Here is a 25,693-nt window from a genome sequence, read left to right on the forward strand (position 1 = left end):
CATAGAATCATTCAGAGAAAAGGGATGTTTTTTACGTGATCCATAGCGTGGTGATACTGCTCTGGCTGGGGCTCTGTGCGTTGCAGGACATGCGTCAACGGCAAATCGCCAATAGCCTGACCCTGGGGACGGCGCTGTTGGCGTTGATCTACCTGGTGTGGACGGGCACGACCTGGTTGGGGGCGCCCGCCGGGGACGGCGGCTGGGCCTTTGCCGTGGCGCTGTTGCTGACCTTGCCGGGGTACGCGCTGGGCCGCTTTGGTGCGGGGGATGTAAAGCTGCTGGGCGCGCTGGCCCTGGCGAGCAATCTGGATGTTTTGTTGTGGTCGTTGATCGGTGCCGCCGTGTTCCAGGGCGCCTGGGTGCTTATCTGTCAAAGGCTTAGCGCGCGCCGGAAGGTACAGCCTGCGGGAGCGTCAACAAAGCAGCCTTTTGCTCCATTTGTATTGACAGGGTTTGCGCTGTACTGGCTTTGGATCCATTAGTCGCACAAGGCCTCTATTGCTATGTACATAGTCGGAAAGTAGGTCTACGTTTATTGGGTGGATGTGTAGGAATCTTCGTTAAAAGGGATAGGTCAATCTTTTGGCTGGCCAGGCATGGAGTAACGCGTGAACAAGCTTACCTCGGCGGTAAAAGTGCTCGTGGTCGACGATCAGCCATTGATCGTGGAAGAGCTCTGCGAATTTCTTGAAAGCAGGGGTTACCGTTGCGTCCCTTGTGAGTCCAGCCGACACGCCTTGCAGCGCTTCAGCGAAGACGCCGAGATCGGCCTGGTGCTGTGCGACCTGCACATGCCGGACATGGACGGCATCGAGCTGGTGCAGGCCATGCAAAAGGTGGCGGGCAAGCAACGGGCGTTCGAGGCCATCATGCTCACCGGGCGGGCCGACAAACAGGACGTGATCAAGGCCCTGCGCGCGGGGATCTCGGACTACTACCAGAAGCCGATCAATCTCGATGAGTTGCTCGAAGGCCTCCAGCGCCAGGAAGCGGCATTGGAGGAGCGGCAGAAAGAGCTGCAACTGGGGCACCTGAACCAGAAGTTGCAGTACCTTTCCGAATCGATCAATGACTTGTACCAGGACCTCGACAAAGTGCGCCGTAGCCCTGGCGCCGGCTTGGCGGACGATGCCGAACTGACCGCTGAAGAAACCGGGCCGCTGGAGATACCGACCATCTTCAATCAGCTGTCACCGCGCCAGCTGGACGTTGCGCGCTTGGTGGGCAAGGGCCAGACCAACTACCAGATCGCCTGCGAGTTGGGGATCACCGAGAATACCGTCAAGCTGTACGTGTCCCAGGTGCTGCGCCTGACGCATATGCATAACCGTACCCAACTGGCACTGGCGTTGTCGCCGAGCAACTCGGCGATGCGCCAGCGGGTGACCGCCCACTGAGCGTCATTGACTCTTGCCGCCTTTGGAACCCCCACCCGACTCCGATTCAAAAAACTCTGGAATCGGATGCTTGTGACTGTCCAACCAGCGCTGCAAGGACTGCTCCCGTTCTGCGGGGGTGGCCCTTTGTGGCGTCGGCGAAGCGGCCCGCCCGTTGATCTGCAAGGCCATCCAGTTCTCGGTTTCCGCCTGCTGCGGGGACGACGGGCCGGGTTCGATGGCCAGGGCGCCCAGCGGTAGCAGCGCGAGGCCGATCAGGTAATGTGCTTTCATCGATCACTCCTTACTTGAGGGTCACCGGCAGGGCATCACGGACCGTCGCGACTTTGCGCGCCGGCGTGCGGGCACCCTTGAGTTTTTCCGCGCGGGCCTGGGCATCGGTGACCTGCTCGCGGCTCAGGCCCAGCTGGCTGACGACCTTGGCCGCTTGCCCCCAATCGTCTTGGTAGATCAACAGCGTTACCAGGTTGACGGCGGCCAGCGGATCGCCTTGCTTGAGTTCGATGGCGGTCATGAATTCAAAGCGGGCCTCTTCCATGCGCAGTTGATTGAGGTACACCACGCCCAAGTCATTCCGGATCTTTTCATCAGTCGGCGCCAGCTGCGCCGCCCGTTGCAGGTGGGCCATGGCCAGGCCATTGTCGCCCTTGGCAGCCGCCAGTTGCCCCAGGCCGTGCTCGCCTTCGGCGGTCATGCACGTACCGAGCAGGCTGCGGTACAACGGTTCTGCCTCGCTACGTCCGAGCAGGCGGTAATTGCGTGCCTTACGCTGGCGCACTTGAGGCAAGCCGTCGGGCAGGCTTTCCAGGTTGGCCAGGCTGGCGTGCAGCTTGCCTTCATTGGCCAAGTCATCGGAGAGGTTGAGCGCCAACTCCTGCTCCGAACTCGGTTTGGCGCAACTGCCCGGTGAGGTCAACGCTGCCCAGGGTGATTGGCCATGGGTGGCGCAGCCGCCGAGTGTCAGCAGGGCCAGGCCTGCAATCAGAACTTTCATCAACACCTCCTCAAAAATGGGCCAATGCACGGGCGATGCCGATAAAGGCCGGACCGCCGAGCACGATCAGCAGAGCGGGGAACAGAAACACCATCATCACCACCGACATTTTTGCCGACATCTTTGAAATGTATTCCTGCAGGCGAGTCAGGCGCCGGTCGTCGAGCAATTGCTTGAGCGCTAGCAGGGACTTCATCGCGCCGCCGCCCTGCTGGATCAATTGTTGGAGGATGATGCTGGTGTCGGTGAATTCATCCACGTCCAGCAAGCGCGCGGTCTTGCCCAGTTCTTCGCCCAGCTCCAACCCGGAGTCGACCCGTGCCAGGATCAGGCGCAGCTCGTGCGTGAGTTGGGGCAGCAAGCGTTGGGCTTCGGTGCCCATGACGCGCAGCGACTGTTCAACCGCCATGCCCGACTCGAACAGGATGCGCAGCAGCGGAATGAACGTAGAAATTTCCTTGGCGATGGTCTGCTGACGATGCTTGGCGGCGGCGGCCAGCACGCGTTTAGGCAGGAGGTAGCCGATACCCAGGCCAAACACGGGCGCAATCCAGGCGGGGTGCATTTCGGGGAAAAAAATCTGTTGGCCGAGGAAGGCCAGGCTCAAGAGCACGATGGGCAAGCCGATCTGAAAGGCCGCAAACAACGAGCGTTGACTGGCCTTGCGCCAACCGATGCGGTTGAGCAGCACCTGGGTCTCGTTGTCCAGGCTGATCGAACGTTGGGCCAGCGTGCTCCCGCCGAGTTGGCGCATGAGGGTGCCGAGCTTGGCATCTGCGCCCATGCGCCCTTGCAGGCGTTCAGCCACCCGGCGATCACGCCGGCGATTTTCAAGCAACTGGCCGCCCACCAGCACCAAGGCGGCGAGCAACAACAAGGCGCACGCCAGCAGCACCATCTCAGACACTCCTCAGCATGCGCCACATGAGCAAGGTGCCGCAGATGTCCATGGCCAACGCGCTGAACAGCATGATGCGCCCCGTACTGTCGTTCCACATGGTCATCAGGTAGTCGGGATTAACCATGATGAAGTAGCCCACGATCAGGATCGGCAGCCCACCCAGCACATAGGCGGTCATGCGGGTTTCGCCGGTCATCGCCCTGAGCTGACGGGAGCCCTGTTCCCGTTCGCGGATCATTTTGATCAGGTTTTCCAGCAGCTCACTGGCATTGCCGCCGTAGCGGTGGTTGACCTTCAGGCCCAGGGCGAAGAGGCGGAATTCATCCTGTTCGTAGAACTCCGCGAAGTCGCTGACCGAGTCCGGCAGGCTGACGCCCATGCGCACATTGCGCTGCACCCGACCCATGGCATCCTTGAGCGGGTCTTCAACGCTCTCGACACCGCCCAGTACCGCGTCCGCCAGGGTCCTGCCGGATTTGAGGCTGCGCACGCTGTGGTCGAGCAACTGCGGCAGTTGCTCGACCATGCGTTGCACGCGGCGTTGATAGCGCCAGCTGATGTACACCCGCAGGAACAGGGGCGGCCCGATGATCATTGCAATCAGGCCAAACCCATCGGCAAGCAGCCAGCCCAGCAGTGCGCCGATTACCCAGGCGCTCAGCCACAGGCCGAGGCGGTCCGTGGGTTTGCCCAGCCCGGCACGCTGAAACATGCGCTCAAGGCCCGTCCAGCTGGTGTTGGCTTCCTGTACTTCGGGCTGACCGTCGCCCAGACGTTCCAGCACACGGTCCGTCTGGGCCTTGCGCAGGCCGTGCTGAAACTGCCAAAGCGACAGGATGATCAGCAACAGGCAGATAAGGAGCAGCACAGGTCCGGTCATCTGGTGCTCCCTAGGATTGCAAGGCCGATTCACGGCGCAGTTTGTCGCCGGCCGGGTTAATCGCTTCACGCAGGAAACCGAAGCCGGTGCGCCGGTCCAGGCGGAACAGGGTGTTGGTGACATACACGTCTTCGCGCACGCCGACCACTTCCACCACTTCGCTGACGCAACGGCGGCCATCGGGCATGCGTGTCAGTTGGATGATCACGTCCAGCGCGGCGCAGATCATTTGGCGCAGGGTTTTTTCCGCGACCACACGACCGGTCAACCCCACCAGGGTTTCCAGGCGCAGCAGGGCATCCTGGGCATTGTTGGCGTGCACGGTGCTCATGGAACCGTCGTGGCCGGTGTTCATGGCCGTCATCACGTCGAGCACTTCTACGCCACGGATTTCCCCGAGGATGATGCGGTCCGGGCGCATCCGCAGGGCATTGCGGATCAAGTCGCTGGAGCGCACTTCACCATGGCCTTCGGCGTTGGGCGGGCGGGTTTCCAGGCGTACCACGTGCGGGTGGCCCAATTGCAACTCGGCGACGTCTTCGATGGTCACCAGGCGTTCATGGGGGTTGATCAACTGGCTGAGGATGTTCAGCAGGGTGGTCTTGCCGGTGCCGGTGCCGCCGCTGATCAGGATATTGCAGCGCTTGCCCACGGCCTCTTGGAAGAACTCGAAAATGCTTTGGTCAATGGTCTGCATGGCCACAAGGTCGCTGCTCTTGAGCATGTCCTTGCGGAATTTCCGAATCGACAGGCACGGCCCGTCCAAGGCAATCGGCGGGATGATCGCGTTGACCCGGCTGCCGTCGGGCAAGCGCGCATCCACCATCGGCGAGGACTCATCCAGGCGTCGACCCAGCGGCGCAAGGATGCGTTGCATCACGCGCTCCACGTGGTGGTCGTCGATGAAACGCAGGTCACTTTGGTGCAGCAAGCCATCGCGCTCGATAAACACCCGATGTGGCCCGTTGACCAGGATTTCCGTCACCGAGGGGTCACGTAGCAGCACTTCCAGCGGGCCGAAACCGGTGAGTTCGTCGACGATTTCTTCGGCCAGGCGCTCCATCTCATAACGCGAGATCGCCAGGCGCATGCGCGTGATGTATTCGGAGACCTTGTCGATGACAAATTGCGCCAGGGACTGGCGCGTGCCTTCGAGCAGGTTTTTACCCGACTCCTCGATGGCGTCGATGATGTAGCGGTGCAGCACCAGCTTCAGGCCATCGTGATCGCTGTTGCCACCCGCGGCGCGGGCTGGGCCACCAAACAGTTTTTCGCCGTTCATCGTCCCGACCCCAGGAAGCGTTCAAACCAGCGCATAGACGGTTTTGCCAAACCCTCTGAGCGTTTTGCCAGGCGCTCGCCCAAGGTGCGCACGGCTTGGGTCAAAGGTTCACGCGGGGCCAGGGCAAACAGGGTCTGGCCCTGGTTTTTCACATTCAGGCGCAGTTCGGCGCTCAGGGGCAATACAGCGATGCACTCGAGGCCGAAGCTTTTTTCCAGGGCTTCAGTGTCGGGGGCGCACGCCTTGATGTAGCGGTCCACCACCAGCTTGGCGTGATCGAGTTTCATGCCTTTTTCGCGCCAGCGGTTGAGTATCGCCAGGTTGCGGCGGCAGTCCAATACGCTCTGGTCGGTGCACCACAGCAGCTTGTCGCAGTGGCTGACAAAGGTGCGCAGCGCCTCGCTGTCGGGTTGTCCGGTAATGTTCACGACGATGTGCTGGAAGTGCTGACGCAACGCACTGAGCAACATGAACAACTCGGCCGCACTGGTGAGTTTGAGCGGTTCGTCACCGGTGGCATAGGCCAGGATGCGTAGCCCGTCCAGGGCGGTGGTGAAGGCGCTGTTGATCAAGGTGGTATCGAGGCGACGCAAATGCCGCAACGCATCACCGAAATTGAACGTGCTTTCCAGGCCCAACAAGGCCAGGCTGTCGCTGCGTGGCAGGCCGAGGTCGAGCAACAGGGTTTGCTGGCCGCTTTTCTGAACGACCAGCGCCAGGTGGGTTGCCAGCATCGCCCCGTCGGCATTGCTTTGGGTGCCAAACAGCACGGTCAGACCGCCCAGTTGTGCATTGTTGGCGACGGTGGGCAGGCGCTTGCTCAAGCGTCGCACCAGCCCCGCCACTTCACTGGAGCGCGAGCCGTAGGCCACGAAGTCGCGGGCGCCGGCCCGCATGGCGTTGAGCACAAGCTGGTTGTCCATGCCGTCGCCCAGGGCGACCACGGCGAGCATCGGCTTGGCTTCCAGGGCGCCTTCGATCAGCGCGCTCTGGGCCACGACGTTTTCGCGGTCCAGGCCAACGAACACCAGGTTGGCGAAGGTCACGTCCACCAATGCGAGCAGTTCGTCGAGGCTGCCGGTACCGGCGCTGACGACTTGACCCAGTGGCGCCAGGGCGCCCTGCAGCCACTCCAGGTCAGTGGTGTTGCGGGTGATGGCGAGAAAGGTCTGGCTCAGGCTATCGCTCATTGTGAAAGTCCACTACGACGGTCGAAGTTGCCATTTTCCAGGAAGAACAACCGGTACCAGTTGGGGTCATAGTTGCGCAGTTTTTCGCCCGGCAAGGAGGGCAGTTGTGCGTTGGACGCCAGCGGTTGCACCAGATGCGGCGTAACGATCATCAGCAATTCTTTTTCTTCGCGGCTGATGGTGGAGTCGCGAAAAAAAGCGCCGAGGATCGGGATATCGCCCAGCCCCGGAAACTTACTGATGCTGGAGCGATTGTTGGTGCTGATCAGGCCGCTGATCACAAAGCTTTCGCCATCGGCCAGGGAGACGCTGGTGTCGGTTCGGCGGACAGTCAGGGCCGGCACCTGGATGCCTTCGATCTGCACCGCGTTGCTGTAGTCCAGCTCGCTGACTTCCGGCGCCACCTTGAGGGTGATGCGATTGCGATCAATGACGGTAGGGGTCAGGGTCAGGCGAATGCCGAACTCTTTGTACTCGATCGAGATGGTGTCGCTGCCGGCGCTGGGCACTGGGATCGGCACCTCGCCACCGGCGAGAAAGGTTGCGCTCTGGCCGCTCATGGCCACCAGGCTGGGTCGTGCCAAGGTATAGGCAAAACCGCTGCGTTCCAGCGCGTTGATCATGGCTGACACACGGCCGCCGCCAAAACCGATATTGAAGTTGGTGCTGCTGACCGCCAGGGCCTGGGTGGTGGGCGTGGGGAACAGCAAGTTAGGGCTGCCGAAAAACGCATTTTTGGCGGTGCCGAGGATCGAGGTGCTGGCCTCTTTGAGCTTGGTACGGCTGACCTCCACAAAGCGGATATCCGTCTGCACCTGGCTGGGCAATAACGGGTCTTCCGACGGCGACAGCGACAAGCTGGTCAACGCCGACGTCGCCTTGCCCTTGACGAACACCATGCTCTGGCGCGGCGCGCTGGCGCAGGCGGTCCAGACCATCAGGCTGGTGGCGCCGGACGAGACACCGGTCAGCAGGAAATTGCGGTCACCATTGACCCGCACATCGGCGATTTTCGGGTCGCCGATGGCCAGGCGTGTGATTGCCACTGGCGATTGCAGCTCTTGTTGCAGACCTTCTCCCACCTCGACCACGGCGGGCAACTGGCCCAGGGCACTGCAATTTCCCGGGGCGGCCAGGGCCATTCCGACCGGCAGGCTCGACAGCATCAGAGCCCAGGCCATTTGCGTGAACAGGGGTGCGTAGCGATGGCTCATTCAAGGCATCCTTGCTCAATCACGGAGTTTGTGGCGCCGCCTGGGCGCCGCGAATCACTTCAATGCCACGGCGTACGCCAGGCCCAGCGGTGGTGGCTTGGGCGACGCGCTTGGGCGGGCCGGTCAGGGCCAGTTGGGTAAATTGGTAGAGGTCGCGGTTGGCGCTTTCCAGTCTCTCTGGCGCGTCGCTTTCGCCGGCCCAGTAACGGCTGAGCAGTTGTTCCTCGGCGCTGCGTACGGCCAGGCGCAATACACCGGCTTGCGCCGCGAGCATCAGGCGGCTTAACAGAGGTTCCGGCACAGCCAGCACCACGGTGCGTGCGCCGGTTCGGCGTTGGGCGGCTTGTGCACGTTCCTCAGGCGTGACCGGAGGAGGAACAGCAGGTTTGCCATCATTGGCCAGACCCAACTGGTCACCGACGCTGAGCAGGCGCATGGCTGGCAGCACGATCTGCGCCGACTGCTCAGCGTTACTGACATCCTGGCGCAGGAACAGCAGCACATCCACGTAATCGCCGGGCGTCAACTGACCTGCGGCGCCGCTCACCTCATCTACCGCCACGGCCAGCGCGCGCTCGTCCGGGCGAATCATGCGTGCGAGCGGGCCACCGTTGCTGAAGCTTTCTTCGGTAAGCCAGGTGCCTGCGCCCAAAGTGCGCATGGGGATGCGGCCGATGGCTTGATCGAGCTGGGTCAGGCTGCCGGCGGGCGCGGTGCGCAGTTTTTCTACGCCCAGGTCGGCGGCGGTCAGGGGCATAAAGGCGGGCACGTCATGCACCAGGACTACCACCGGTTGGCGAGTCTGGTCTTCCACGGCAGCGACAGTGTTATCAACGGAAACGACAGGTGCTACTGGGGCTGCGACAGGCTCCGGTGCGCGGCTCAGAACGAGCCCCCAGTACCCGGCGATCAATGCCCCGACCAGCAGCAAGCCAGCCAGGACCATGCTGATGCGACTGTTCATGACGGCTCTCCCTTTCCCGTTGCACTGCACACCCGTTTAATCCGAATGGGTTAATCCGCAACCTGGCTGTAATGAACATCTAACGATTTGGCTATTTGAAGGTAGCTCAGCTAGGACGAAATGCCATTACCCCTGGAAAAATTTATCTGAACTATAAAAGCGACCTTTTAAATGGCGGGTTTGTGGCGTCAACTTTACGACTAATACTTTGTGATTAATCCGTTATTACAGTTGTGAGGCCGCGGTTTGTTGACAATGCTCTAGTGGCACGCCGAGATCATCTTGTACTAGAGCCTTCCGGCTTCCTGTGGCGTTTTAGGGAGAAGATTTATGTTCCTTGACCTTATGCTGAAGATGTATGTCCAAACCCAACTATTTCTCGGTCGCAAAGAGGGTGCTTCAGGTATCGAGTACGCGATTGTTGTAGCGTTGGTTGCGCTGGTTATTGTCGGTGCAGGCACGGGGCTTGGAGACAAGATAAAAACCATTTTCACCAACATGACTAATAACATGCCGACCGGGACCTGAGTTAGTTGTGGTAGCCGTTATGATTATTCCCTCTTGAAGGTAATGCCATGAGCGCGTCTTCACGCCAGCAAATTCTATTGGTGGACGACGAAGAGGACGCTCTTATCGAACTCGCCGAATCCCTCGAAAACGAGGGATTTGTTTGCTTTACCGCCAATTCCGTCACCTTCGCCTTGCAAGAATTGACACTTCACCCGGACATTGCGCTGGTGATTACCGATCTGCGCATGCCCGAGGAAAGCGGCATCTCCTTGATCAAGCGCCTGCGCGAGCACACCTCGCGCTCACACTTGCCGGTGATTGTGATGTCCGGCCATGCCGAAATGGATGATGTGAGCGATATGTTGCGTTTGCAGGTGCTGGATCTGTTCCGCAAGCCGATCTACCTGGTGCGGTTGATCGATACGTTGAACAACCTCTTCCCCCTTCGCAAAGTGTAGTGAGCGGGCTTGTCGAATCGTCGCACCGCCCGCTCATCACCGTTACAGCTGGTAGCTGAAACTCAACGAATACCGTGGCCGCCGATCGTAGCTATCCAATGCCACGTCCGACATCGGCTTGGCGACTTCCAACGCGATGTTGTAGTACTTGGCGTCCCCAAAACGCAGCCCCAGCGCCGCCGATGACAGGTCGCTGCCTCTGACCGGCACGTCGTTGAACCAGGTCTTGGCACGGTCGAACACCACATAGGGTTGCAGGATCCTCACCCAGTCGCCGGCGCGGTTGTAGCTGTAGTTGACCTCGTAGGCCAGGCCCCAGCCCTTGTCGCCGGTGCCCTGGTCATCCGGGTAGCCGCGGCCGAAGCTTTGCCCGCCGAAGGTGGCGCGTTCGCTGTCGGGCAAGAAATCGTTGCTCCAGTAGAGCGCGCCAGATAGTACGCCTTGCCAGTTATCGAACAGCTTGTTGCTCTGCACGCCGGACAGGCGCAAGCGAAAGAAATCGAGGTCCTGCTTGAGGCCGCCGAAATCCGTGCGGGCCTTGGCGCCCAGGCCATTGATCCCTTGGTAGATGCCACCGCTGATGATGCGCAATTGCGTGGTGTCGGCCTTGCGCCAGTCACCTTCGAATGCCAGGGCGCGCAGGTCTGTTTCCAGCTCAAAGCGCTGGGGGAAACCTTCGAGTTTGTAGCGGTTGGTCTGGTCGACGGCGTAGAGCCGCGTGCCCAGGCTCAACGACTCAGTAGGAGAAGCGATGAAGGGGTGACTCAGACCAATGGAGTAACGGTCGATTTCCTGATGTGGCTTGAGTTCGAGGCCGTTACCCAATTGCACGCCGGTCTTGGGGTCGGCGCGGTAGCGTTCGCCCGAGAGCGCAAGTTGGGTGCCCTCGGTGTTGATGAATTGGCTGTAGCTTGCGCGGTAGTAATGCTCTTTGTCTTCGCCCGGTGGGAACAGGCCGCTGACGCTCAGTTGTTCGCCCATGGACGTCCACGAGTTACTGGTGGCGGTCAGCAGCGCTTGGGTGCCGCCGCGGTTGGCTTCATTGAGGCTCATGCTGGTGGTAAAGGGTTTGCGGCTGGCAGTGACCTGCATATGTGCGCCGCCATCGGTGGTGTTGGGTGGCGGCACCAGGGCTTGCACGGTGAGGCCAGGGATGGCGCTCATCAACGTGGTGTAGCGTTCGAAGGTTTTGCGTGTGAGCGGGCGCTCAGCCTTGAGTTTTTCCGCCAGCTTGTCGATGTAGGACGAGACCGAACCGGTGTCGCCTTGCACTTGGTAATCGCGGATATAACCCTCCACCAACACCACTTGTACCAAGCCGCCTTCGAAGCGTTGCTCCGGCAGGTAGGCATAGGACAGCAGGTAGCCGTCCTCTTGGTAGCGGCGGGTAATGCCGCGGGTGGCTTCGATCAGTTGCGCCAGGTTGGTTTCATGGCCAATCAGCGGCTCGAAAACCTGGGCGACTTCCTTGAGCGGGTACACCGTGCCGCCGTCAATCTGCAGTTTGCGGATGGTCACTTTGGTGTCCATCAGCAGCGGTTGCCCGGCGGTCGCGGCGGGCACTGGCACCTGGGTGGGCGTGGCGGCCGGACGGTAGGCATCGGCAGGCAGGTTGGGCACGGGCAGGTTGCGGATGGTGTCGTTGCTGTTGAGGAAGCTGGGTAGGGTGTCGGCGTGGACGTAAGCACTGAGGGTGAGCAACAACAACGGCGTCAAAGCGCGCATAGGACACTCCATGGTCAAAATTGCTGCAGCGTTTCGCAGATTCCCGCCGGGCTCTGGGGGCGCGGTTCGGGGACTTTCCGGGATCGATCACTGACCCATAAAAAAAGACGAGAGACTTAGTGGGTCTCTCGTCTCAACCAAGCGTAGGCGCTGTAGGTGAGGCCGTCTAATCGGCCAGGTGCAATTCTATTTTTTGCCGGTCAGGCCACCCAACAGCCCGCCCAGGACACCACCATTTGCACTGGCGCCTGCCCCGCCGCCCGCCGAGGCGCCGGCACCCACATTGAGGCCACCACCCAGCAAGCCGCCGCCGGTATTGGTGCCACCGGTGACCAGGCCGCCAATGGACGCCACGGTGCCACCCACTGCGGTCACGGTGCCGCCCAGGGCATTGGTGACCGGGTTGGCGTTGGTGCCGCTGATTGTGCCGCCCAGGTTGCTGACGGCACCGCCGACATTCGTGACCAGGCCGTTGACCGGGCCACCCAGGCCGGTGGCATTGCCGACGTTTTGGGTCAGGCTCTGCACGCCACTGGTGACGGGGTTGAGTGCGTTGCCGATCGGGCCGGTCAGCCCGGCTACCGGTGCGCCTGCCGCCGTGTTCGGTGTGCCGCTGCCGCCCAGGAGAGTGCCCAGCGAGGCGACGGTGGTGCCGGCTTTGACGCCGGTCACGCCGGTCGCGCTGACCACGCCATTGGTGCTGCCCGCATCCAGGCCGCTGCCAGCGCCTGCGATGATGCCGCCGATGAGTTCAGGCAGGCCCAGCGGGTTGGTGCCGCCGCCGGTACCACCGCCGCTGCCGCCACCATTGCTATTCGCATTCGGGTCGACATAACCACTGGCCTTGCCGACCACGGTGCCGACACCATTGAGCACGTCGCCCACGGCTCCGGTCACAGGGTTGCCGGTGCCGCCTGCGCCAGCGACTTTATCGCCGAGGCCGTCGACGGTCTCGCCGACTTTCTGTAGCAGACCACCCACAGGCGCATCGAGGCCTGTGGCGGTGCCGACTTTGCCGGTGGTGTTTTCCACCAGGGAAACCACCGGCACCAAGACTTTTGCGCCTACGGTGTTGGTCACCGAACCCAGTGGGCCGGTGGTGCTGGCGGTGCTGAGGGTGTCGCCGAGCATGGTCACGGCATTGCCGACCTTGCCCACCACGTTGCCGACTGCCGGTGCGGCGCCGCCGACCACAGGCACGTTGCCCAGCAGGGTGGCCACGTTAGTACCGGTGACGGTCACGCCATCGCCCAGGTCGGAAACGCCGTTGGCCACGCCAGCAACGGTTTTGCCCAGTGCGTTGCTGTCAGTGCCCAGCGAACCCAGGCCGTCTGAAAGGCCGGTGCCGATGCTGCCGACGGCGGTGCCGGTAGCGGTCACCAGGCCGCCAGCGGTCGCACCCACGATCGGCAAACTGCCCAGGGTGGTGCCCAGGCTGCTGACGGTGCCGCCGAGGCCGGTCACGGTATTACCGACGGTGTCGACGACAGTCGCGGTGACTAATGGCGTCGTGCCGCCGCCGGGGTTGGTGCCTGGATCGGTGCCAGGGTCTGTGCCCCCACCGGTACCGCCGCCACCTGTACCGCCACCCGCGCCAGCGCCAGCATCGGAGGAACCACCACTGTGATGTCCACCACCACCGCTGCTGCAGCCGCCGAGTGCCAGTGCTACTGCCAGGGCCAGCGCGGTACTTGCTTTCCAAAACACGACTTGAGTTTTCATGATTGAGTTCCTTGCACCTGTACAACCTTGGTTGTCTTCAAACACTCACTACTTCTCGGGGTAGCGATGTGTTTGTCCGTATGGCTATAACAGCCCCGGCGGTGCGATCTCTCAATGCTCAACTTGGTATTAACGATTTATATACTGGCGTTTAATCTGCGCTTAGCAACTAATACCAAGGGTGTAAGGGCGAGATGTATCTGGATGTAAATATTATATAAATCAAAACGTTGAATAAAAAAGCGGACCTTGAAAAGTCCGCTATTACTAAGGGTGTATATATACAATTAATCAGTTTATTTCAGGCGATCGGCTGCCACTTGCCTACCATGTGTTCAATATCGCCCGCTCCTTTCAACCACAACTCACCGCTGGAACCAGCGGCGCTGGCCAATAACGTCACTTCACCGGGCAGGCGCACGGGTTTTTTGAACTCGACGCAGATCTCGATATTGGCGGTGGGCAAGTGTTCGCCAAGGGCGGCGAGCGTGTGTGCCTTGTTCCACAGCCCATGGGCGATGGCCTGGGGAAAACCGAACAGCTTGGCGGTCAGGGCGCTGAGGTGGATCGGGTTGTAGTCGCCGGAGACCCGCGCATAACGGCGGCCGATATCGGCAGGGGCTTTCCAGCGGGTCAGTTCGCTGACCTGGGTGGGGGAGGGTTGGGCGTCATCCTCAGGTTCGCCTTCCAGCTTTACGCCCCGGCACAGCATGCGGCTTTCGGCTTCCCACAGCAGGCCGAGTGAATCTTCGACGGTGGTGATCAGATCAAAAGTCGCGCCCTTGGGGTGGGGCCTGAGGTTCTGCGTGTGGACAGCGACGGACAGCTCACTCACCCCCCCGAGCGGGCGATGAATGCGAATGCGGTTACTCAGGTGAATCAACCCCAGCAGGGGAAAGGGAAAACGGTTATCGGTGAGTAGCTGCATTTGCAACCCGAACGCCAGGACATGGGGATAAGTCGCTGGCAGTATCGGGCTCTGCGCAAAACCACAGACCTTGCGATACGCAGCCACTTGCGTGGGATTGACGCTCACCCGGCAGCGCAACCCCAACTCGGGCAGCGTGTTGCCGGTGATCTTGCGCTTGAGCGCCGCGCGCCAATACAGCGGCGGCAGGAATGGCGTAGTGCCTAGCGTCGTCCATTGCATGTTTATGCTCCCAAGAGGCTTTGCCCACACACCCGCAGCGCTTGCCCGCTGACCGCACCGGAACCCGGTTGACCCAACCACGCCACTGCTTCGGCGACATCCTGCGGCAGGCCGCCCTGGCCCAGCGAACTCATGCGGCGCCCGGCCTCACGCAAGGCAAACGGAATATGCGCAGTCATCTGGGTTTCGATAAATCCGGGCGCTACGGCGTTGATACTGATGCCGCGCTCCTTGAGCTGCGGTGCCCACGCTTGTGCGAGGCCGATCAGCCCGGCCTTGCTCGCGGCATAGTTGGTCTGCCCACGGTTACCAGCGATGCCGCTGATGGAGGCCAGCAACACCACGCGGGCGTTGTCACGCAGGGTGCCGCTGTCGAGCAATGCCTGGGTCAGCACCTGTGGCGCATTGAGGTTGACCGCCAGCACCGCATCCCAATATTCCGGGGTCATGTTGGCCAGGGTCTTGTCACGGGTGATGCCGGCGTTGTGCACCAGAATGTCGAGGCCATCGGGCAGGTGTTCGATCAATTGGCTGGCGGCGTCTTCAGCGCAGATATCCAGCGCGACCGTGCGTGCCCCCAGGCGCGCCGCCAGGGCTTCGAGGTCGGCCTTGGCTTGGGGCACGTCGAGCAGAATCACCTCGGCGCCGTCGCGGGCCAGGGTTTCGGCGATGGAGGCACCGATGCCTCGGGCAGCACCGGTGACCAGCGCCTTGCGCCCGGCCAGGGGCCGTGTCCAATCCTCGACGGGGGTGGCGCACGCTTCCAGGCGAATGACTTGGCCGGAGATATACGCGCTTTTGGGCGAGAGGAAAAAGCGCAACGCACCTTCCAATTGGTCCTCGGCACCGTCACCCACATAGAGCAATTGCAAGACGCCGCCGTTGCGCAGCTCCTTGGCCAGCGAACGGCTGAAGCCTTCCAGGGCGCGCTGGGCACTGGCGGCGAAGGGATCGCTGAGGCTTTCCGGCGCGCGGCCAAGGATCACCAGGTGCGCGCTGTTATCCAGGTTTTTCAGCAGCGGCTGGAAGAATTCGCGCAGTTGTTTGAGTTGATCGGTGTGTTGTAACTCGCTGGCGTCGAACATCACGGCCTTGAGCTTGGGACCGTGGCCGGGGATCCACGTCGATGTCTCGGTGCCGTAGGTATAAATTGCGTCGGTAAGTTTGTGGGCAAACGCCTGTACGTTGCTCGTTAGCGCGCCGCCGCCCAGCAGCAATGCACCTTCCACCGGACGCAGGCGCCCGGCTTGCCAGCGTTCCAGGCGTACCGGTGACGGCAGGCCAAGGGCGGCGACCAGGCGATGGCCGAGGCCTGAGTTGGCGAAGTCGATATAACGGTCAGACATGGAACGCTCTCCGAAGGCTGGGGTTCAAAGGGTTGACCACCCCTGGGTGGCAGTCGTTCGATCAGCCTAGGCTAGGCTTGATGATTACACCCACAACTATCAGGGAGCTTTCCATGACTCAATTGCGCCGTGTGGCGATCATCGGCGGTAACCGCATTCCGTTTGCCCGCTCCAATGGCCCTTACGCCACGGCGAGCAACCAGGCGATGCTGACCGCTGCCCTGGAAGGCTTGATCGAACGCTACAACCTGCACGGCCTGCGCATGGGCGAGGTGGCCGCTGGCGCGGTGCTCAAGCATTCGCGCGACTTCAACCTGACCCGCGAATGCGTGCTGGGCTCGCGCCTGTCGCCGCAAACCCCGGCCTATGATATTCAGCAGGCCTGCGGCACCGGTCTGGAAGCGGCGTTGCTGGTGGCCAACAAGATCGCCCTGGGCCAGATTGAGTGCGGGATTGCCGGCGGGGTGGACACCACGTCCGATGCGCCCATCGGGGTGAATGAGGGCCTGCGCAAGATCCTCCTACAAGCCAACCGCAGCAAATCCATGACGGATAAATTAAAAGTCCTGTTACAACTTCGTCCTCATCACCTCAAGCCGGAACTGCCACGCAATGGCGAACCCCGCACCGGTCTGTCCATGGGCCAGCACTGCGAATTGATGGCGCAGACCTGGCAGATCCCCCGCGCCGAGCAGGACCAACTCGCCCTGGAAAGCCACCAGAAAATGGCCGCCGCCTACGCCGAAGGCTGGCACAACGATTTGCTCACCCCGTTTCTGGGCCTGACCCGCGACAACAACCTGCGCCCCGACCTGACCCTGGAAAAACTCGCGACTCTCAAGCCCGCCTTCGAACGCAGCGAAAAAGGCACGCTCACCGCCGGCAACTCCACGCCGCTTACCGATGGCGCCTCGCTGGTGCTCTTGGGCAGTGAAGCCTGGGCTAAAGAGCGCGGTTTGCCGATCCTCGCGTACTTGCGTGATGGCGAAGCGGCGGCCGTGGATTTCGTCAACGGTGCCGAAGGCCTGCTGATGGCGCCGGTGTATGCGGTGCCGCGCTTGCTGGCGAGGAATGGTCTGACGCTGCAGGACTTCGATTACTACGAGATCCACGAAGCCTTCGCTGCCCAAGTGTTGTGCACGCTCAAGGCCTGGGAAGACGCGGACTACTGCAAGACGCGCCTGGGACTTGACGCCCCCCTGGGCACCATCGACCGCAGCCGGCTCAATGTAAAGGGCAGCTCCCTGGCCGCCGGACACCCGTTTGCCGCAACGGGTGGACGTATCGTCGCCAATCTGGCCAAGTTGCTGGATGCGGCGGGCAAGGGCCGCGGGCTGATATCCATCTGTGCGGCAGGCGGGCAGGGCGTTACGGCGATCATAGAACGCTGAAACTGGCCTATGGGTTGCATTCTTAAGTGATCAACGGTCGGTAGCCCCTCCCACCGACGCGCTGATTGCCGTATAACGAGTGCCATACGCGTATTTGGTAATAAAGGACCCACAATAAAAGCTGATGAAGACTCCTAAACGCATTGAACCCCTGATCGAAGACGGTCTGGTCGACGAAGTGCTGCGCCCACTCATGAGTGGTAAAGAAGCAGCTGTTTATGTGGTGCGCTGCGGCAACGAATTGCGTTGCGCCAAGGTTTACAAGGAGGCGAACAAACGAAGTTTTCGTCAGGCATCCGAATACCAGGAAGGCCGTAAGGTCCGTAACAGCCGGCAGGCCCGGGCCATGGCCAAGGGCTCCAAGTTCGGCAAGAAAGAAACCGAAGATGCCTGGCAGAACGCCGAAGTGGCGGCGCTGTTCCGCCTGGCCGGTGCGGGCGTTCGCGTGCCCCAGCCGTTCGACTTCCTCGAAGGCGTGCTGCTGATGGAACTGGTGGCCGACGAGTACGGCGATGCGGCGCCGCGTCTGAACGACGTAACGCTGGAGCCGGACCAGGCGCGCGAATACCACGCCTTCCTGATTTCCCAGATCGTGTTGATGCTGTGTACCGGCCTGGTGCACGGTGACCTGTCCGAGTTCAACGTGCTGCTCACGCCGACCGGCCCGGTGATCATCGACCTGCCCCAGGCGGTGGATGCGGCGGGCAACAACCACGCCTTCAGCATGCTGGAGCGCGATGTGGGCAACATGGCGTCCTACTTCGGGCGCTTTGCCCCGGAGCTGAAGAAGACCAAGTACGCCAAGGAAATGTGGGCGCTGTACGAAGCCGGCACCCTGCACCCGGCCAGTGTCTTGACCGGTGAGTTTGACGAGCCGGAAGAACTGGCGGATGTCGGCGGCGTGATCCGCGAGATCGAAGCGGCGCGGTTGGACGAGGAGCGTCGCCAGGCGATTCGGGCGGCGGATGATGCGCCACCGAGCAAGGTCCCGGACGAGCCACCGCCACCGCCGTGGATGCAATGATCTCCAGATACATGGAGATCTAAAAATGTGGGAGCGGGCTTGCTCGCGAATGCGGTGGATCAGTCAGCAAATGTATCGACTCTCACCCCGCATTCGCGAGCAAGCCCGCTCCCACATTTGGTTTGTATGTATTCAGATAGACTCCCTCAGGCGCAACAGCTACCGGACGCCAACTCCTTGAGAATCGGACAATCCGGCCGATGATCGCCCTGGCAGTGTTCCACCAAGTCCTGCAAGGTATCGCGCAGTTGCCCCAGTTCCAGAATCTTCTGGTTCAGTTCATCGATATGCTGGCGCGCCAAGGCTTTCACGTCGGCGCTGGCCCGTTGCCGGTCCTGCCACAGGGTCAGCAACCTGCCGACCTCTTCCAATGAAAACCCCAAGTCCCGCGAGCGTTTGATAAACGCCAGGGTGTGCAAGTCATCCTGGCCGTATACGCGATAGCCACTGTCGGTGCGATGCGCGGCTTTGAGCAGGCCGATGGATTCGTAGTAGCGAATCATCTTGGCACTCAACCCGCTCTGGCGTGCGGCTTGGCCGATGTTCATGGGCGCTGATCCTCCAGGTTCTTGGGCTTCCACGTCTTCAACAGTAACGCATTACTCACCACGCTGACGCTGGACAAGGCCATCGCCGCACCGGCCAACACCGGGTTGAGCAGGCCGAATGCCGCCAGGGGAATGCCGATCAAGTTATACACAAAGGCCCAGAACAGGTTCTGGCGGATCTTGGCGTAGGTCTTGCGGCTGATTTCCAGCGCGGCTGGCACCAGGCGCGGATCGCCGCGCATCAGGGTGATACCGGCGGCGTGCATGGCCACGTCGGTGCCGCCGCCCATGGCGATGCCGATATCGGCGGCGGCCAGGGCCGGGGCGTCGTTGATGCCGTCACCGACCATGGCCACCACGCCGGTTTTTTTCAACTCGGCGACGGTGGCGGCTTTGTCGGCGGGCAATACTTCGGCGTGCACGTCGTCGATACCCAACGCCTCGGCGACCACGCGGGCGCTGCCGCGATTGTCACCGGTGAGCAAATGGCTGCTGATGTGCTGGGCCCTGAGTTGCTCCACCGCTTCCAACGCGCCGGTTTTGAGCGTGTCGCCAAAGGCGAACAGTCCCAGCATACGGGGTTGTGAGCCTTGCTCGATCAGCCAGGACAAGGTGCGGCCTTCTGCCTCCCAAGCCTTGGCTGATTCGGCCAACCCGCCCGCGTTCAAGCCGCTTTCTTCCAGCAGGCGACGGTTGCCCAGGGCCAGTTGCCGGCCGTCCAGCGTGCCGGCGATGCCGCGTCCGGTCAGGGATTGGCTGGCCGTTACATCAGCCACCTTCAGCCCTTTTTCATCACAGGCATCCAGCACGGCTTTGGCCAGCGGGTGTTCACTGCCCCGTTGCAACGCGCCGGCTTGCTGCAGCAGCAAGGCCTCATTGCCATCCACGGCCGCCAGGTGCGCAATTTTTGGCGCGCCGGAGGTGAGGGTACCGGTCTTGTCGAAAACCACCGCGCTCACTTCATGGGCGCGTTCCAGGGCTTCTGCGTCCTTGATCAAAATGCCGTGGCGAGCGGCAACGCCTGTACCGGCCATGATGGCGGTTGGCGTCGCCAGGCCCAGGGCGCAAGGGCAGGCGATCACCAACACGGCGACGGCATTGATGATCGCGGTCTCCAGGGGCGCGCCATACAGCCACCAGCCCACCAAGGTCATCAACGCCAGCACCAGCACGGCCGGAACGAATACCTGGCTGACTTTATCCACCAGTTTCTGGATCGGTGCCTTGGCGGCCTGGGCGTCTTCCACCAGACGGATGATCCGCGCCAGCACGCTTTCGGCGCCGAGGGCCAGGGTGCGCACCAGCAGGCGACCTTCGCCATTGATGGCGCCACCGGTAACCTGATCGCCGGGTTGTTTCGGTACGGGCAGGCTCTCGCCACTGATCAGGGCTTCGTCGGCATGGCTTTGGCCCTCGACGACTTCACCGTCCACCGGGAAGCGTTCACCGGGTTTTACCAGCACCAAGTCATTGAGTTTCAGGGCATTGATGGCGACATCTTCTTCACGGCCTTCAATCACCCGAATCGCCCGCTCCGGACGCAAGGCTTCCAGGGCGCGGATAGCGCTGGCGGTATGGCGCTTGGCGCGGCTCTCCAGGTATTTGCCCAGCAGTACCAGGGCGATCACCACCGCAGAGGCTTCGAAGTACAGGTGCGGCGCCATGCCAGGATGCGCGGTGAGCCATTCATAAATACTCAGGCCGTAACCGGCGCTGGTGCCGATCGCCACCAGCAGGTCCATATTGCCGGCACCGGCACGCACGGCTTTCCAGGCGGCGATGTAAAAGCGCGCGCCAAAGATGAATTGTACCGGGGTGGCCAGCGCGAACTGCGCCCAGGCGGGCAGCATCCAGTGCAGGCCGAAGGGTTCCACCAGCATCGGCAGCACCAATGGCAAAGCCAGCAGGATCGCCAGCAGCAGCGACCAACGCTCGCGGTGCAGGCGCTGGGTTTGATTGGCGTCGGTGGCGGTTTCGCTCTGGGGCAGGGTGGCGGTGTAGCCGGCTTTGTCGACGGCGGCGATCAACACGCCGGGGTCCATCTGGCCGAGTACTTCGATATGGGCGCGCTCATTGGCCAGGTTGACGCTGACGCGTTGCACCCCCGGCACCTTGCCCAGCGCACGCTCGACCCGGCCGGCACAGCTGGCGCAGGTCATGCCGCTGATGGGCAGGTCAAAGGTGGTGGATCCATTCATGGGGCAGTCCTCCAAGAGAAGTTGCCCCTAGGATCAACCTTGACCTGTGGGGAAGGTCAAGCGCCTTTAATATTCCAATTTGGCGGCTTTGAGGTACATCCCATCCGGTCCCTGGGCAATGCGCAATTTGCGCACATCACCGGCCTTGAGCGTGATGTTCTGCGCCGGTGGCGCCAGCATGCCCGGCAGGCAGCCGGGGGATTGGCCCGGCAGCAATTTCAGGCGCAACGACAGATTACCCGCCGGCAAGTTGAACGACGTAGCCTGTTCCTGGAACAGCCGGCCGGCGAGTTGGTCATTCAGGTACAGGCCGATCTCGCAGTTGGTCGGCACTTCCAGGCGTTCCCGGGAAATGATCAGCACCGCATAGTCTTCTGCGGCGAAGGCCTGAGGCACGGCGGCCGACAAGCTCATCAGGCCCGCAAGGGCAAAAAACGACCAGCGCATGGCGAATGCTCCGTGGTGTGAATCAAAGATGGGTGAAGCTTGGCCTTTGGAGCGGCCAAATACCAGCCCGGCAGAAGTTTTCAGAACTTGACCTTGCCATCGTGGCAAGGTCGAGACTGGGTCCAACCTCATCAAAGGAGTCATGTCATGCAAGTATTCAGCGTTGAAGGAATGACCTGCGGCCATTGCGTTCGAGCGGTGACCCAGGCCGTGCAGAGCCAGGACCCGGCGGCCAGCGTGAAGGTCGACCTGGCGGCCAAGGAAGTGGGCGTCGAAAGCCGTTTGTCTGCCGAGCAAGTGATCGAGGCGATCACCGAAGAGGGCTACAGCGCCAAGCTTGCCTGATACGGGTAAATAGTTAGCGAGCTATCGTGTTCAATGCACCCAAGCGCGGCTAGACTATCGGGCTGCCGTCTCACTTGGGTGCCCGATGAACCTTCGCATAATCCTGATTCTGGGTGCCTTGAGCGCCTTCGCGCCGTTGGCGATCGACTTTTACCTGCCCGGCTTCCCGGCCATGGCCAAGGCTTTCGCGACGGATGAAAAACACATCCAGCTGACCCTGGCGGTGTATTTCGCTGGCCTGGCCATCGGCCAACTGATCTATGGCCCACTGGCCGACCGCTTTGGTCGACGCGGCCCGCTGCTCAGTGGCGTTACGCTGTTTACCCTGGCATCGTTCGCCTGCGCCTTTGCACCGACCCTGGAGTGGCTGATCGCTGCGCGTTTTGTGCAAGCCCTCGGCGGCTGCGCCGGCATGGTGATTTCCCGCGCAGTGGTCAGCGACAAATGCGACGCGGTCGGCTCGGCCAAGGTGTTTTCCCAGTTGATGCTGGTCACCGGCCTGGCGCCGATCCTCGCACCGCTGGCCGGTGGTTTGATGGTGGGCATATGGGGCTGGCAGTCGATCTTCCTCGCCCTGTCGATCTTCAGCGTGATGGCGGCCATCGCCGTCGCGGTCGGGCTGCCGGAAACCTTCCCGGCCCATCAGCCGCGCCAGCCGTTGTCCGGGTCGCTGCGTCGTTATGCGGCGCTGCTGTCGGACCGGGTTTACCTCGGCTATGCCCTCACCGGTGGTATCTCGATTGCCGGGATGTTTGCCTACATTGCCGGTTCACCTTTCGTATTTATTCAGCTCTATGGCGTGCCTGCCGAGCATTACGGCTGGCTGTTCGGCTCCAACGCTGCGGGCTTTATCCTGGTAGCGCAGGTCAACGCGCGGTTGCTGTCCAAGCGTGGCCCGGCGTTCCTGTTGTCGCGCAGTGTGTGGGTCTATCTGCTGGCCGCGTTGAGCTTGCTGGGTATCGCGGCGCTGCGCACCGATGCGCTGTGGCCATTGCTGGTGCCGCTGTTTATTTGCATTGCCAGCCTGGGCTGTATTTTGCCGAATACCTCGGCTTGTGCCATGAGCGGGCAGGGTGCACGGGCCGGTAGCGCTTCGGCTTTGCTCGGTTGCATTCAGTTTGGCGTGGCGGCAGGGGCGGCGTCGTTGGTCGGGGTTTTGCACGACGGCACGGCGATGCCGATGGCGATGGTCATCAGCCTGTGCGGTGTGTTGGCGGTGACGATTGCGATGTCGACCCAGCGCCTGCAACGCAAACGGGCCTTGCAGGCGCAGGTCTGAACAGCGGATCAGCCAGCGACGGAGCGTTGCTGGCTGTTGGGGAAACGGTGAGGGGCCTGGATACGGGCTTGCAGGGTGTCGGCAAAGGCACGGGCCTCGGCCTCGGTGCGGAAGGTGAAGGCGTCCTGGTCGAGACGGACCTGCCATTTATTGCCTGCGGATTTTGCTAACGCTTTTATCAGGATTTTCATTGCTGACTTCCTCACGTAAAAGAATCGTGGCAAAGGCGGCCAATATAAACCCGAATACGCTCACAAAGATGACAAAGGTCAACTCTCTGACTAGCGGTGTCGTCCATTACCCACATGAATAATGGACGGCCCTGACAGCTATTTTTTAGAAGCCTTCCAGCACGATCTTGCCCTTGGCCTTGCCACTTTCCAGCAGCGCGTGGGCACGGCGCAGGTTTGCCGCATTGATCACACCGAAGTGCTCACCCACCGTGGTTTTCAGGGTGCCGGCGTCGATCAGTTCGGCCACGCGATTGAGCAGGTTGTGCTGTTCGATCATGTCCGGGGTTTCGAACATCGAGCGCGTGTACATGAACTCCCAATGCAGCGACAGGCTCTTGCGCTTGAGTTTGCTGACGTCCAGCGCCTTTGGGTCGTCGATCAGCGCCAGCTTGCCCTGGGGTTGCAGGGCTTCGACCAACTGGTCCAGGTGATGATCGGTCTGGGTCAGGCTGGCGACGTGGGTCACTTGCGGGTGGCCGGCGGCTTTCAGCGCTTCGCTCAGCGGTTGGCTGTGGTCGATCACCAGGTCGGCGCCGAGGGCCTTGGCCCACTCCTGGGTTTGCGGACGTGAAGCGGTGCCGATCACTTTCAGGGCGGTGAGTTGGCTGGCCAGTTGAGTCAGGATCGACCCCACGCCACCGGCGGCACCGACGATCAGCAGGCTCTGGCCTTCGTCTTGCGTACCTTCCTGCACTTGCAGGCGCTCGAACAGCAATTCCCAGGCGGTGATGGCGGTCAGCGGTAACGCGGCGGCGTCGGCAAACCCCAGGCTTTTCGGCATATGCCCGACGATGCGCTCGTCCACGGTGTGCAATTCGCTGTTGCCGCCAGGACGCACCAGGGAGCCGGCGTAGAACACCTTGTCACCGGCCTTGAACAGCGTCACGTCGCTGCCGACGGCCTTGACCACACCGGCCACGTCCCAGCCCAGTACCTTGGCGGCGCCATTTTCCGGGGCGACGTTCTGGCGCACCTTGGTGTCTACCGGGTTGACCGAGATGGCTTTGACTTCCACCAGCAAGTCACGCGGGCCGGCGACAGGCGCGGGCAGTTCGATGTCTTGCAGGGCATTTGGATCGTTGATCGGCAGTGAGGCGTAGTAGGCAATGGCTTTCATGATGGCTCCAGAAAAGGGGGGATCAGGCGAGGAACTTCAGGCGCTTGAGTTCGAAGTGTTCGAGCACATCGGCGGCTTTGGCGCGAAAGCTCTGGATATGCGCGCTCTGGTCGTGGTCGGCCAGCGCCGCGTCGTCGCTCCAGCGTTCGAGCATGTAGAAGGTTTCGGGGTGTTGCAGATCCTGGTGCAGGTCGTACTGCTCGCAACCGGCTTCCAGGCGCGTGGGCTCCAACAGGCCGCGCAGCAGGGTTTCCAGGGTGGCTTGTTGGCCGGGTTTGGCGATCAGCGTGGCAATGACGTTAAAGGCGGTGGACATATTCAACTCCAGACACGTGATGAACGGGATGCACAGATGATTGGCTATTTCCCGCGCAGATAAAACCCGCTAAAACTGCAGTCTGTTTCAACAAAATTTTGATAATGAGCGGAAGAGCATGCTGCGTTTTGATGATTTGCAGTTGTTTGTGCGTGCGGCAGACCTGGGCAGCTTGTCCGCAGCAGCCAGGGTAATGGACCTGTCGCCTGCGGTGGCGAGTGCGGCGCTCAAGCGCATCGAACAGCAACTGGGCACACGCTTGCTGGCGCGTTCCACTCGCAGCCTGCGCCTGACCGCCGAAGGCGAGGGCTTCCTGGAATATGCTCGGGCGGCCTTAAGCTCGCTGGATGAAGGGCGACGCTTATTGGCCAGCGGCCAGGACCATGTCAGTGGTGTGCTGCAGTTGTCGGCCCCGTCGGATTTCGGGCGCAATCAGCTGTTGCCGTGGTTGGATGAGTTCCAGCGTGACTACCCGCAACTCACCGTGCGGCTGTTGCTGGGCGATCGGATTGCCGATCTTTTCCGTCAGCCGGTGGATATCGCCCTGCGCTACGGTGAGCCTGAAGACTCCAGCCTGATTGCGCTGCCCATCGCCCCGGACAATGTGCGTGTGCTGTGTGCGTCTCCCAGCTATCTCGCACGGTATGGCGAGCCTCGGCACCTGGAGCAACTGGCCCAGCACAATTGCCTGTTGTACATGCTCGGCAGCCGGGTCCACGACCACTGGAGCTTTCACGACGGTAAACGTGAAATCAGCCTGACCGTCACCGGTGACCGCTTCAGTGACGATGCCGATGTGGTCCGGCGCTGGGCGGTGGCGGGCGTGGGCATTGCCTATAAGTCCTGGCTGGATGTGAGTACCGATGTGCTGGCAGGACGTTTGCGCCTGATCCTGCCGGAGCTGCGGGGCGAGCGTACGCCGCTCAATCTGTTGTGTGCCCATCGGGCGCAACTGAGCAAACCCATTAACTTGTTGCGGGAAATGCTCGTGTCCCGTTGTGCGACATTGACCGCCCAATTGCCAGAGCGATCCGGCACCACGTAAAGGACTCCATCAAA

Annotated in this window: 27 protein-coding genes; 9 read left to right on the forward strand and 18 right to left on the reverse strand. The window is 61.6% G+C overall.

The annotated features are described in order from the left end of the window. The first annotated feature begins 35 nt into the window (after nucleotides 1-35). A complete protein-coding gene (locus tag HX823_RS26160; RefSeq protein ID WP_038843761.1) occupies nucleotides 36-485 on the forward strand; it encodes a prepilin peptidase in 450 nt (149 codons plus the stop codon). A 126-nt stretch (nucleotides 486-611) separates the two neighbouring features. Continuing rightward, nucleotides 612-1,400, forward strand: a complete 789-nt coding sequence (locus HX823_RS26165; protein ID WP_038843760.1) for a response regulator transcription factor — start codon at nucleotides 612-614, stop codon at nucleotides 1,398-1,400. Between the two features lie 3 nt (nucleotides 1,401-1,403). On the opposite strand, the gene HX823_RS26170 is transcribed toward HX823_RS26165, so the two are convergent. Genes HX823_RS26170 through cpaB form a run of 8 tightly spaced genes read right to left on the reverse strand, consistent with a single transcriptional unit; the run spans nucleotide 1,404 to nucleotide 8,825 of the window. Then, nucleotides 1,404-1,673 carry a DUF3613 domain-containing protein gene (locus HX823_RS26170; RefSeq protein ID WP_038843759.1) on the reverse strand — a complete coding sequence of 90 codons (270 nt, stop codon included), beginning with the start codon at nucleotides 1,671-1,673 and terminating at the stop codon, nucleotides 1,404-1,406. Nucleotides 1,674-1,683: 10 nt separating this feature from the next. Then, the gene (locus tag HX823_RS26175; RefSeq protein WP_038843758.1) at nucleotides 1,684-2,394 is read right to left on the reverse strand and encodes a tetratricopeptide repeat protein; all 711 of its coding nucleotides are present in this window, start codon (nucleotides 2,392-2,394) and stop codon (nucleotides 1,684-1,686) included. A 10-nt stretch (nucleotides 2,395-2,404) separates the two neighbouring features. Then, nucleotides 2,405-3,292 (reverse strand): type II secretion system F family protein, encoded by an 888-nt coding sequence (locus HX823_RS26180; protein ID WP_038843757.1) that lies wholly within the window; start codon nucleotides 3,290-3,292, stop codon nucleotides 2,405-2,407. Nucleotide 3,293: 1 nt separating this feature from the next. Continuing rightward, entirely contained in the window at nucleotides 3,294-4,175 is an 882-nt protein-coding gene (locus tag HX823_RS26185) for a type II secretion system F family protein (RefSeq protein WP_038843755.1), read from the reverse strand. Nucleotides 4,176-4,185: 10 nt separating this feature from the next. Beyond that, nucleotides 4,186-5,457 (reverse strand): CpaF family protein, encoded by a 1,272-nt coding sequence (locus HX823_RS26190; RefSeq protein WP_016977022.1) that lies wholly within the window; start codon nucleotides 5,455-5,457, stop codon nucleotides 4,186-4,188. Continuing rightward, entirely contained in the window at nucleotides 5,454-6,647 is a 1,194-nt protein-coding gene (locus HX823_RS26195) for a pilus assembly protein (RefSeq protein ID WP_038843752.1), read from the reverse strand. The genes HX823_RS26190 and HX823_RS26195 overlap by 4 nt, the downstream gene beginning before the upstream one ends. Continuing rightward, complete coding sequence (locus HX823_RS26200; protein ID WP_038843750.1) at nucleotides 6,644-7,861, reverse strand: type II and III secretion system protein family protein; 1,218 nt, start codon at nucleotides 7,859-7,861, stop codon at nucleotides 6,644-6,646. The genes HX823_RS26195 and HX823_RS26200 overlap by 4 nt, the downstream gene beginning before the upstream one ends. 19 nt (nucleotides 7,862-7,880) lie before the next feature. Then, complete coding sequence (gene cpaB, locus HX823_RS26205; RefSeq protein WP_177077419.1) at nucleotides 7,881-8,825, reverse strand: Flp pilus assembly protein CpaB; 945 nt, start codon at nucleotides 8,823-8,825, stop codon at nucleotides 7,881-7,883. Nucleotides 8,826-9,155: 330 nt separating this feature from the next. Here cpaB and HX823_RS26210 point away from each other — a divergent pair, with 330 nt between their 5' ends. Then, nucleotides 9,156-9,353, forward strand: coding sequence for a Flp family type IVb pilin (locus tag HX823_RS26210; protein ID WP_038843746.1), 198 nt, complete (start codon nucleotides 9,156-9,158; stop codon nucleotides 9,351-9,353). A gap of 47 nt (nucleotides 9,354-9,400) precedes the next feature. Beyond that, on the forward strand, nucleotides 9,401-9,793 hold the full coding sequence (locus tag HX823_RS26215) for a response regulator (RefSeq protein WP_038843744.1): 393 nt from the start codon (nucleotides 9,401-9,403) through the stop codon (nucleotides 9,791-9,793). Nucleotides 9,794-9,835: 42 nt separating this feature from the next. Here HX823_RS26215 and HX823_RS26220 read toward each other — a convergent pair whose 3' ends face one another. The 4 genes from HX823_RS26220 to HX823_RS26235 form a co-directional block, all read right to left on the reverse strand. Beyond that, entirely contained in the window at nucleotides 9,836-11,518 is a 1,683-nt protein-coding gene (locus HX823_RS26220; RefSeq protein ID WP_177077422.1) for a ShlB/FhaC/HecB family hemolysin secretion/activation protein, read from the reverse strand. A gap of 186 nt (nucleotides 11,519-11,704) precedes the next feature. Continuing rightward, nucleotides 11,705-13,240 carry a collagen-like triple helix repeat-containing protein gene (locus HX823_RS26225; protein WP_177077424.1) on the reverse strand — a complete coding sequence of 512 codons (1,536 nt, stop codon included), beginning with the start codon at nucleotides 13,238-13,240 and terminating at the stop codon, nucleotides 11,705-11,707. Nucleotides 13,241-13,541: 301 nt separating this feature from the next. Continuing rightward, nucleotides 13,542-14,390, reverse strand: a complete 849-nt coding sequence (locus HX823_RS26230; RefSeq protein WP_177077426.1) for a MaoC family dehydratase — start codon at nucleotides 14,388-14,390, stop codon at nucleotides 13,542-13,544. A 2-nt stretch (nucleotides 14,391-14,392) separates the two neighbouring features. Next, a complete protein-coding gene (locus HX823_RS26235; protein ID WP_177077428.1) occupies nucleotides 14,393-15,736 on the reverse strand; it encodes a 3-oxoacyl-ACP reductase in 1,344 nt (447 codons plus the stop codon). Between the two features lie 113 nt (nucleotides 15,737-15,849). On the opposite strand from HX823_RS26235, the gene HX823_RS26240 reads away from it, so the two are divergent. Together HX823_RS26240 and HX823_RS26245 are read left to right on the forward strand one after the other, a co-directional pair. Next, complete coding sequence (locus tag HX823_RS26240) at nucleotides 15,850-17,127, forward strand: acetyl-CoA C-acetyltransferase (RefSeq protein ID WP_177077430.1); 1,278 nt, start codon at nucleotides 15,850-15,852, stop codon at nucleotides 17,125-17,127. A 124-nt stretch (nucleotides 17,128-17,251) separates the two neighbouring features. Then, on the forward strand, nucleotides 17,252-18,151 hold the full coding sequence (locus HX823_RS26245; RefSeq protein WP_016977033.1) for a PA4780 family RIO1-like protein kinase: 900 nt from the start codon (nucleotides 17,252-17,254) through the stop codon (nucleotides 18,149-18,151). A 146-nt stretch (nucleotides 18,152-18,297) separates the two neighbouring features. Here HX823_RS26245 and cueR read toward each other — a convergent pair whose 3' ends face one another. The 3 genes from cueR to HX823_RS26260 all read right to left on the reverse strand — a co-directional run bounded on the left by cueR (nucleotide 18,298) and on the right by HX823_RS26260 (nucleotide 21,344). Then, complete coding sequence (cueR, locus tag HX823_RS26250; RefSeq protein ID WP_038845809.1) at nucleotides 18,298-18,699, reverse strand: Cu(I)-responsive transcriptional regulator; 402 nt, start codon at nucleotides 18,697-18,699, stop codon at nucleotides 18,298-18,300. Beyond that, complete coding sequence (locus HX823_RS26255) at nucleotides 18,696-20,897, reverse strand: cation-translocating P-type ATPase (protein WP_177077432.1); 2,202 nt, start codon at nucleotides 20,895-20,897, stop codon at nucleotides 18,696-18,698. The genes cueR and HX823_RS26255 overlap by 4 nt, the downstream gene beginning before the upstream one ends. A gap of 66 nt (nucleotides 20,898-20,963) precedes the next feature. Then, complete coding sequence (locus HX823_RS26260) at nucleotides 20,964-21,344, reverse strand: hypothetical protein (protein WP_038845813.1); 381 nt, start codon at nucleotides 21,342-21,344, stop codon at nucleotides 20,964-20,966. Nucleotides 21,345-21,491: 147 nt separating this feature from the next. Between HX823_RS26260 and HX823_RS26265 the strand changes: the two genes are divergently transcribed. Beyond that, nucleotides 21,492-21,689, forward strand: coding sequence for a heavy-metal-associated domain-containing protein (locus tag HX823_RS26265; RefSeq protein WP_016977037.1), 198 nt, complete (start codon nucleotides 21,492-21,494; stop codon nucleotides 21,687-21,689). Between the two features lie 85 nt (nucleotides 21,690-21,774). After that, on the forward strand, nucleotides 21,775-22,968 hold the full coding sequence (locus HX823_RS26270) for a Bcr/CflA family multidrug efflux MFS transporter (RefSeq protein WP_038845817.1): 1,194 nt from the start codon (nucleotides 21,775-21,777) through the stop codon (nucleotides 22,966-22,968). Between the two features lie 8 nt (nucleotides 22,969-22,976). On the opposite strand, the gene HX823_RS26275 is transcribed toward HX823_RS26270, so the two are convergent. From HX823_RS26275 to HX823_RS26285, 3 genes are all read right to left on the reverse strand, one after another. Continuing rightward, on the reverse strand, nucleotides 22,977-23,159 hold the full coding sequence (locus HX823_RS26275) for a hypothetical protein (RefSeq protein WP_038845820.1): 183 nt from the start codon (nucleotides 23,157-23,159) through the stop codon (nucleotides 22,977-22,979). Nucleotides 23,160-23,304: 145 nt separating this feature from the next. After that, nucleotides 23,305-24,318: a zinc-binding alcohol dehydrogenase family protein gene (locus HX823_RS26280; RefSeq protein WP_177077434.1), complete on the reverse strand. Its 1,014-nt coding sequence runs from the start codon at nucleotides 24,316-24,318 to the stop codon at nucleotides 23,305-23,307. 22 nt (nucleotides 24,319-24,340) lie between these two features. Then, nucleotides 24,341-24,634 carry a putative quinol monooxygenase gene (locus HX823_RS26285; protein WP_016977041.1) on the reverse strand — a complete coding sequence of 98 codons (294 nt, stop codon included), beginning with the start codon at nucleotides 24,632-24,634 and terminating at the stop codon, nucleotides 24,341-24,343. Nucleotides 24,635-24,752: 118 nt separating this feature from the next. On the opposite strand from HX823_RS26285, the gene HX823_RS26290 reads away from it, so the two are divergent. Then, nucleotides 24,753-25,679, forward strand: a complete 927-nt coding sequence (locus HX823_RS26290) for a LysR family transcriptional regulator (RefSeq protein ID WP_016977042.1) — start codon at nucleotides 24,753-24,755, stop codon at nucleotides 25,677-25,679. Nucleotides 25,680-25,693 lie beyond the last annotated feature (14 nt).

The organism is Pseudomonas sp. P7759 (assembly GCF_013386445.1).
Taxonomy (GTDB): domain Bacteria; phylum Pseudomonadota; class Gammaproteobacteria; order Pseudomonadales; family Pseudomonadaceae; genus Aquipseudomonas; species Aquipseudomonas azotoformans_A.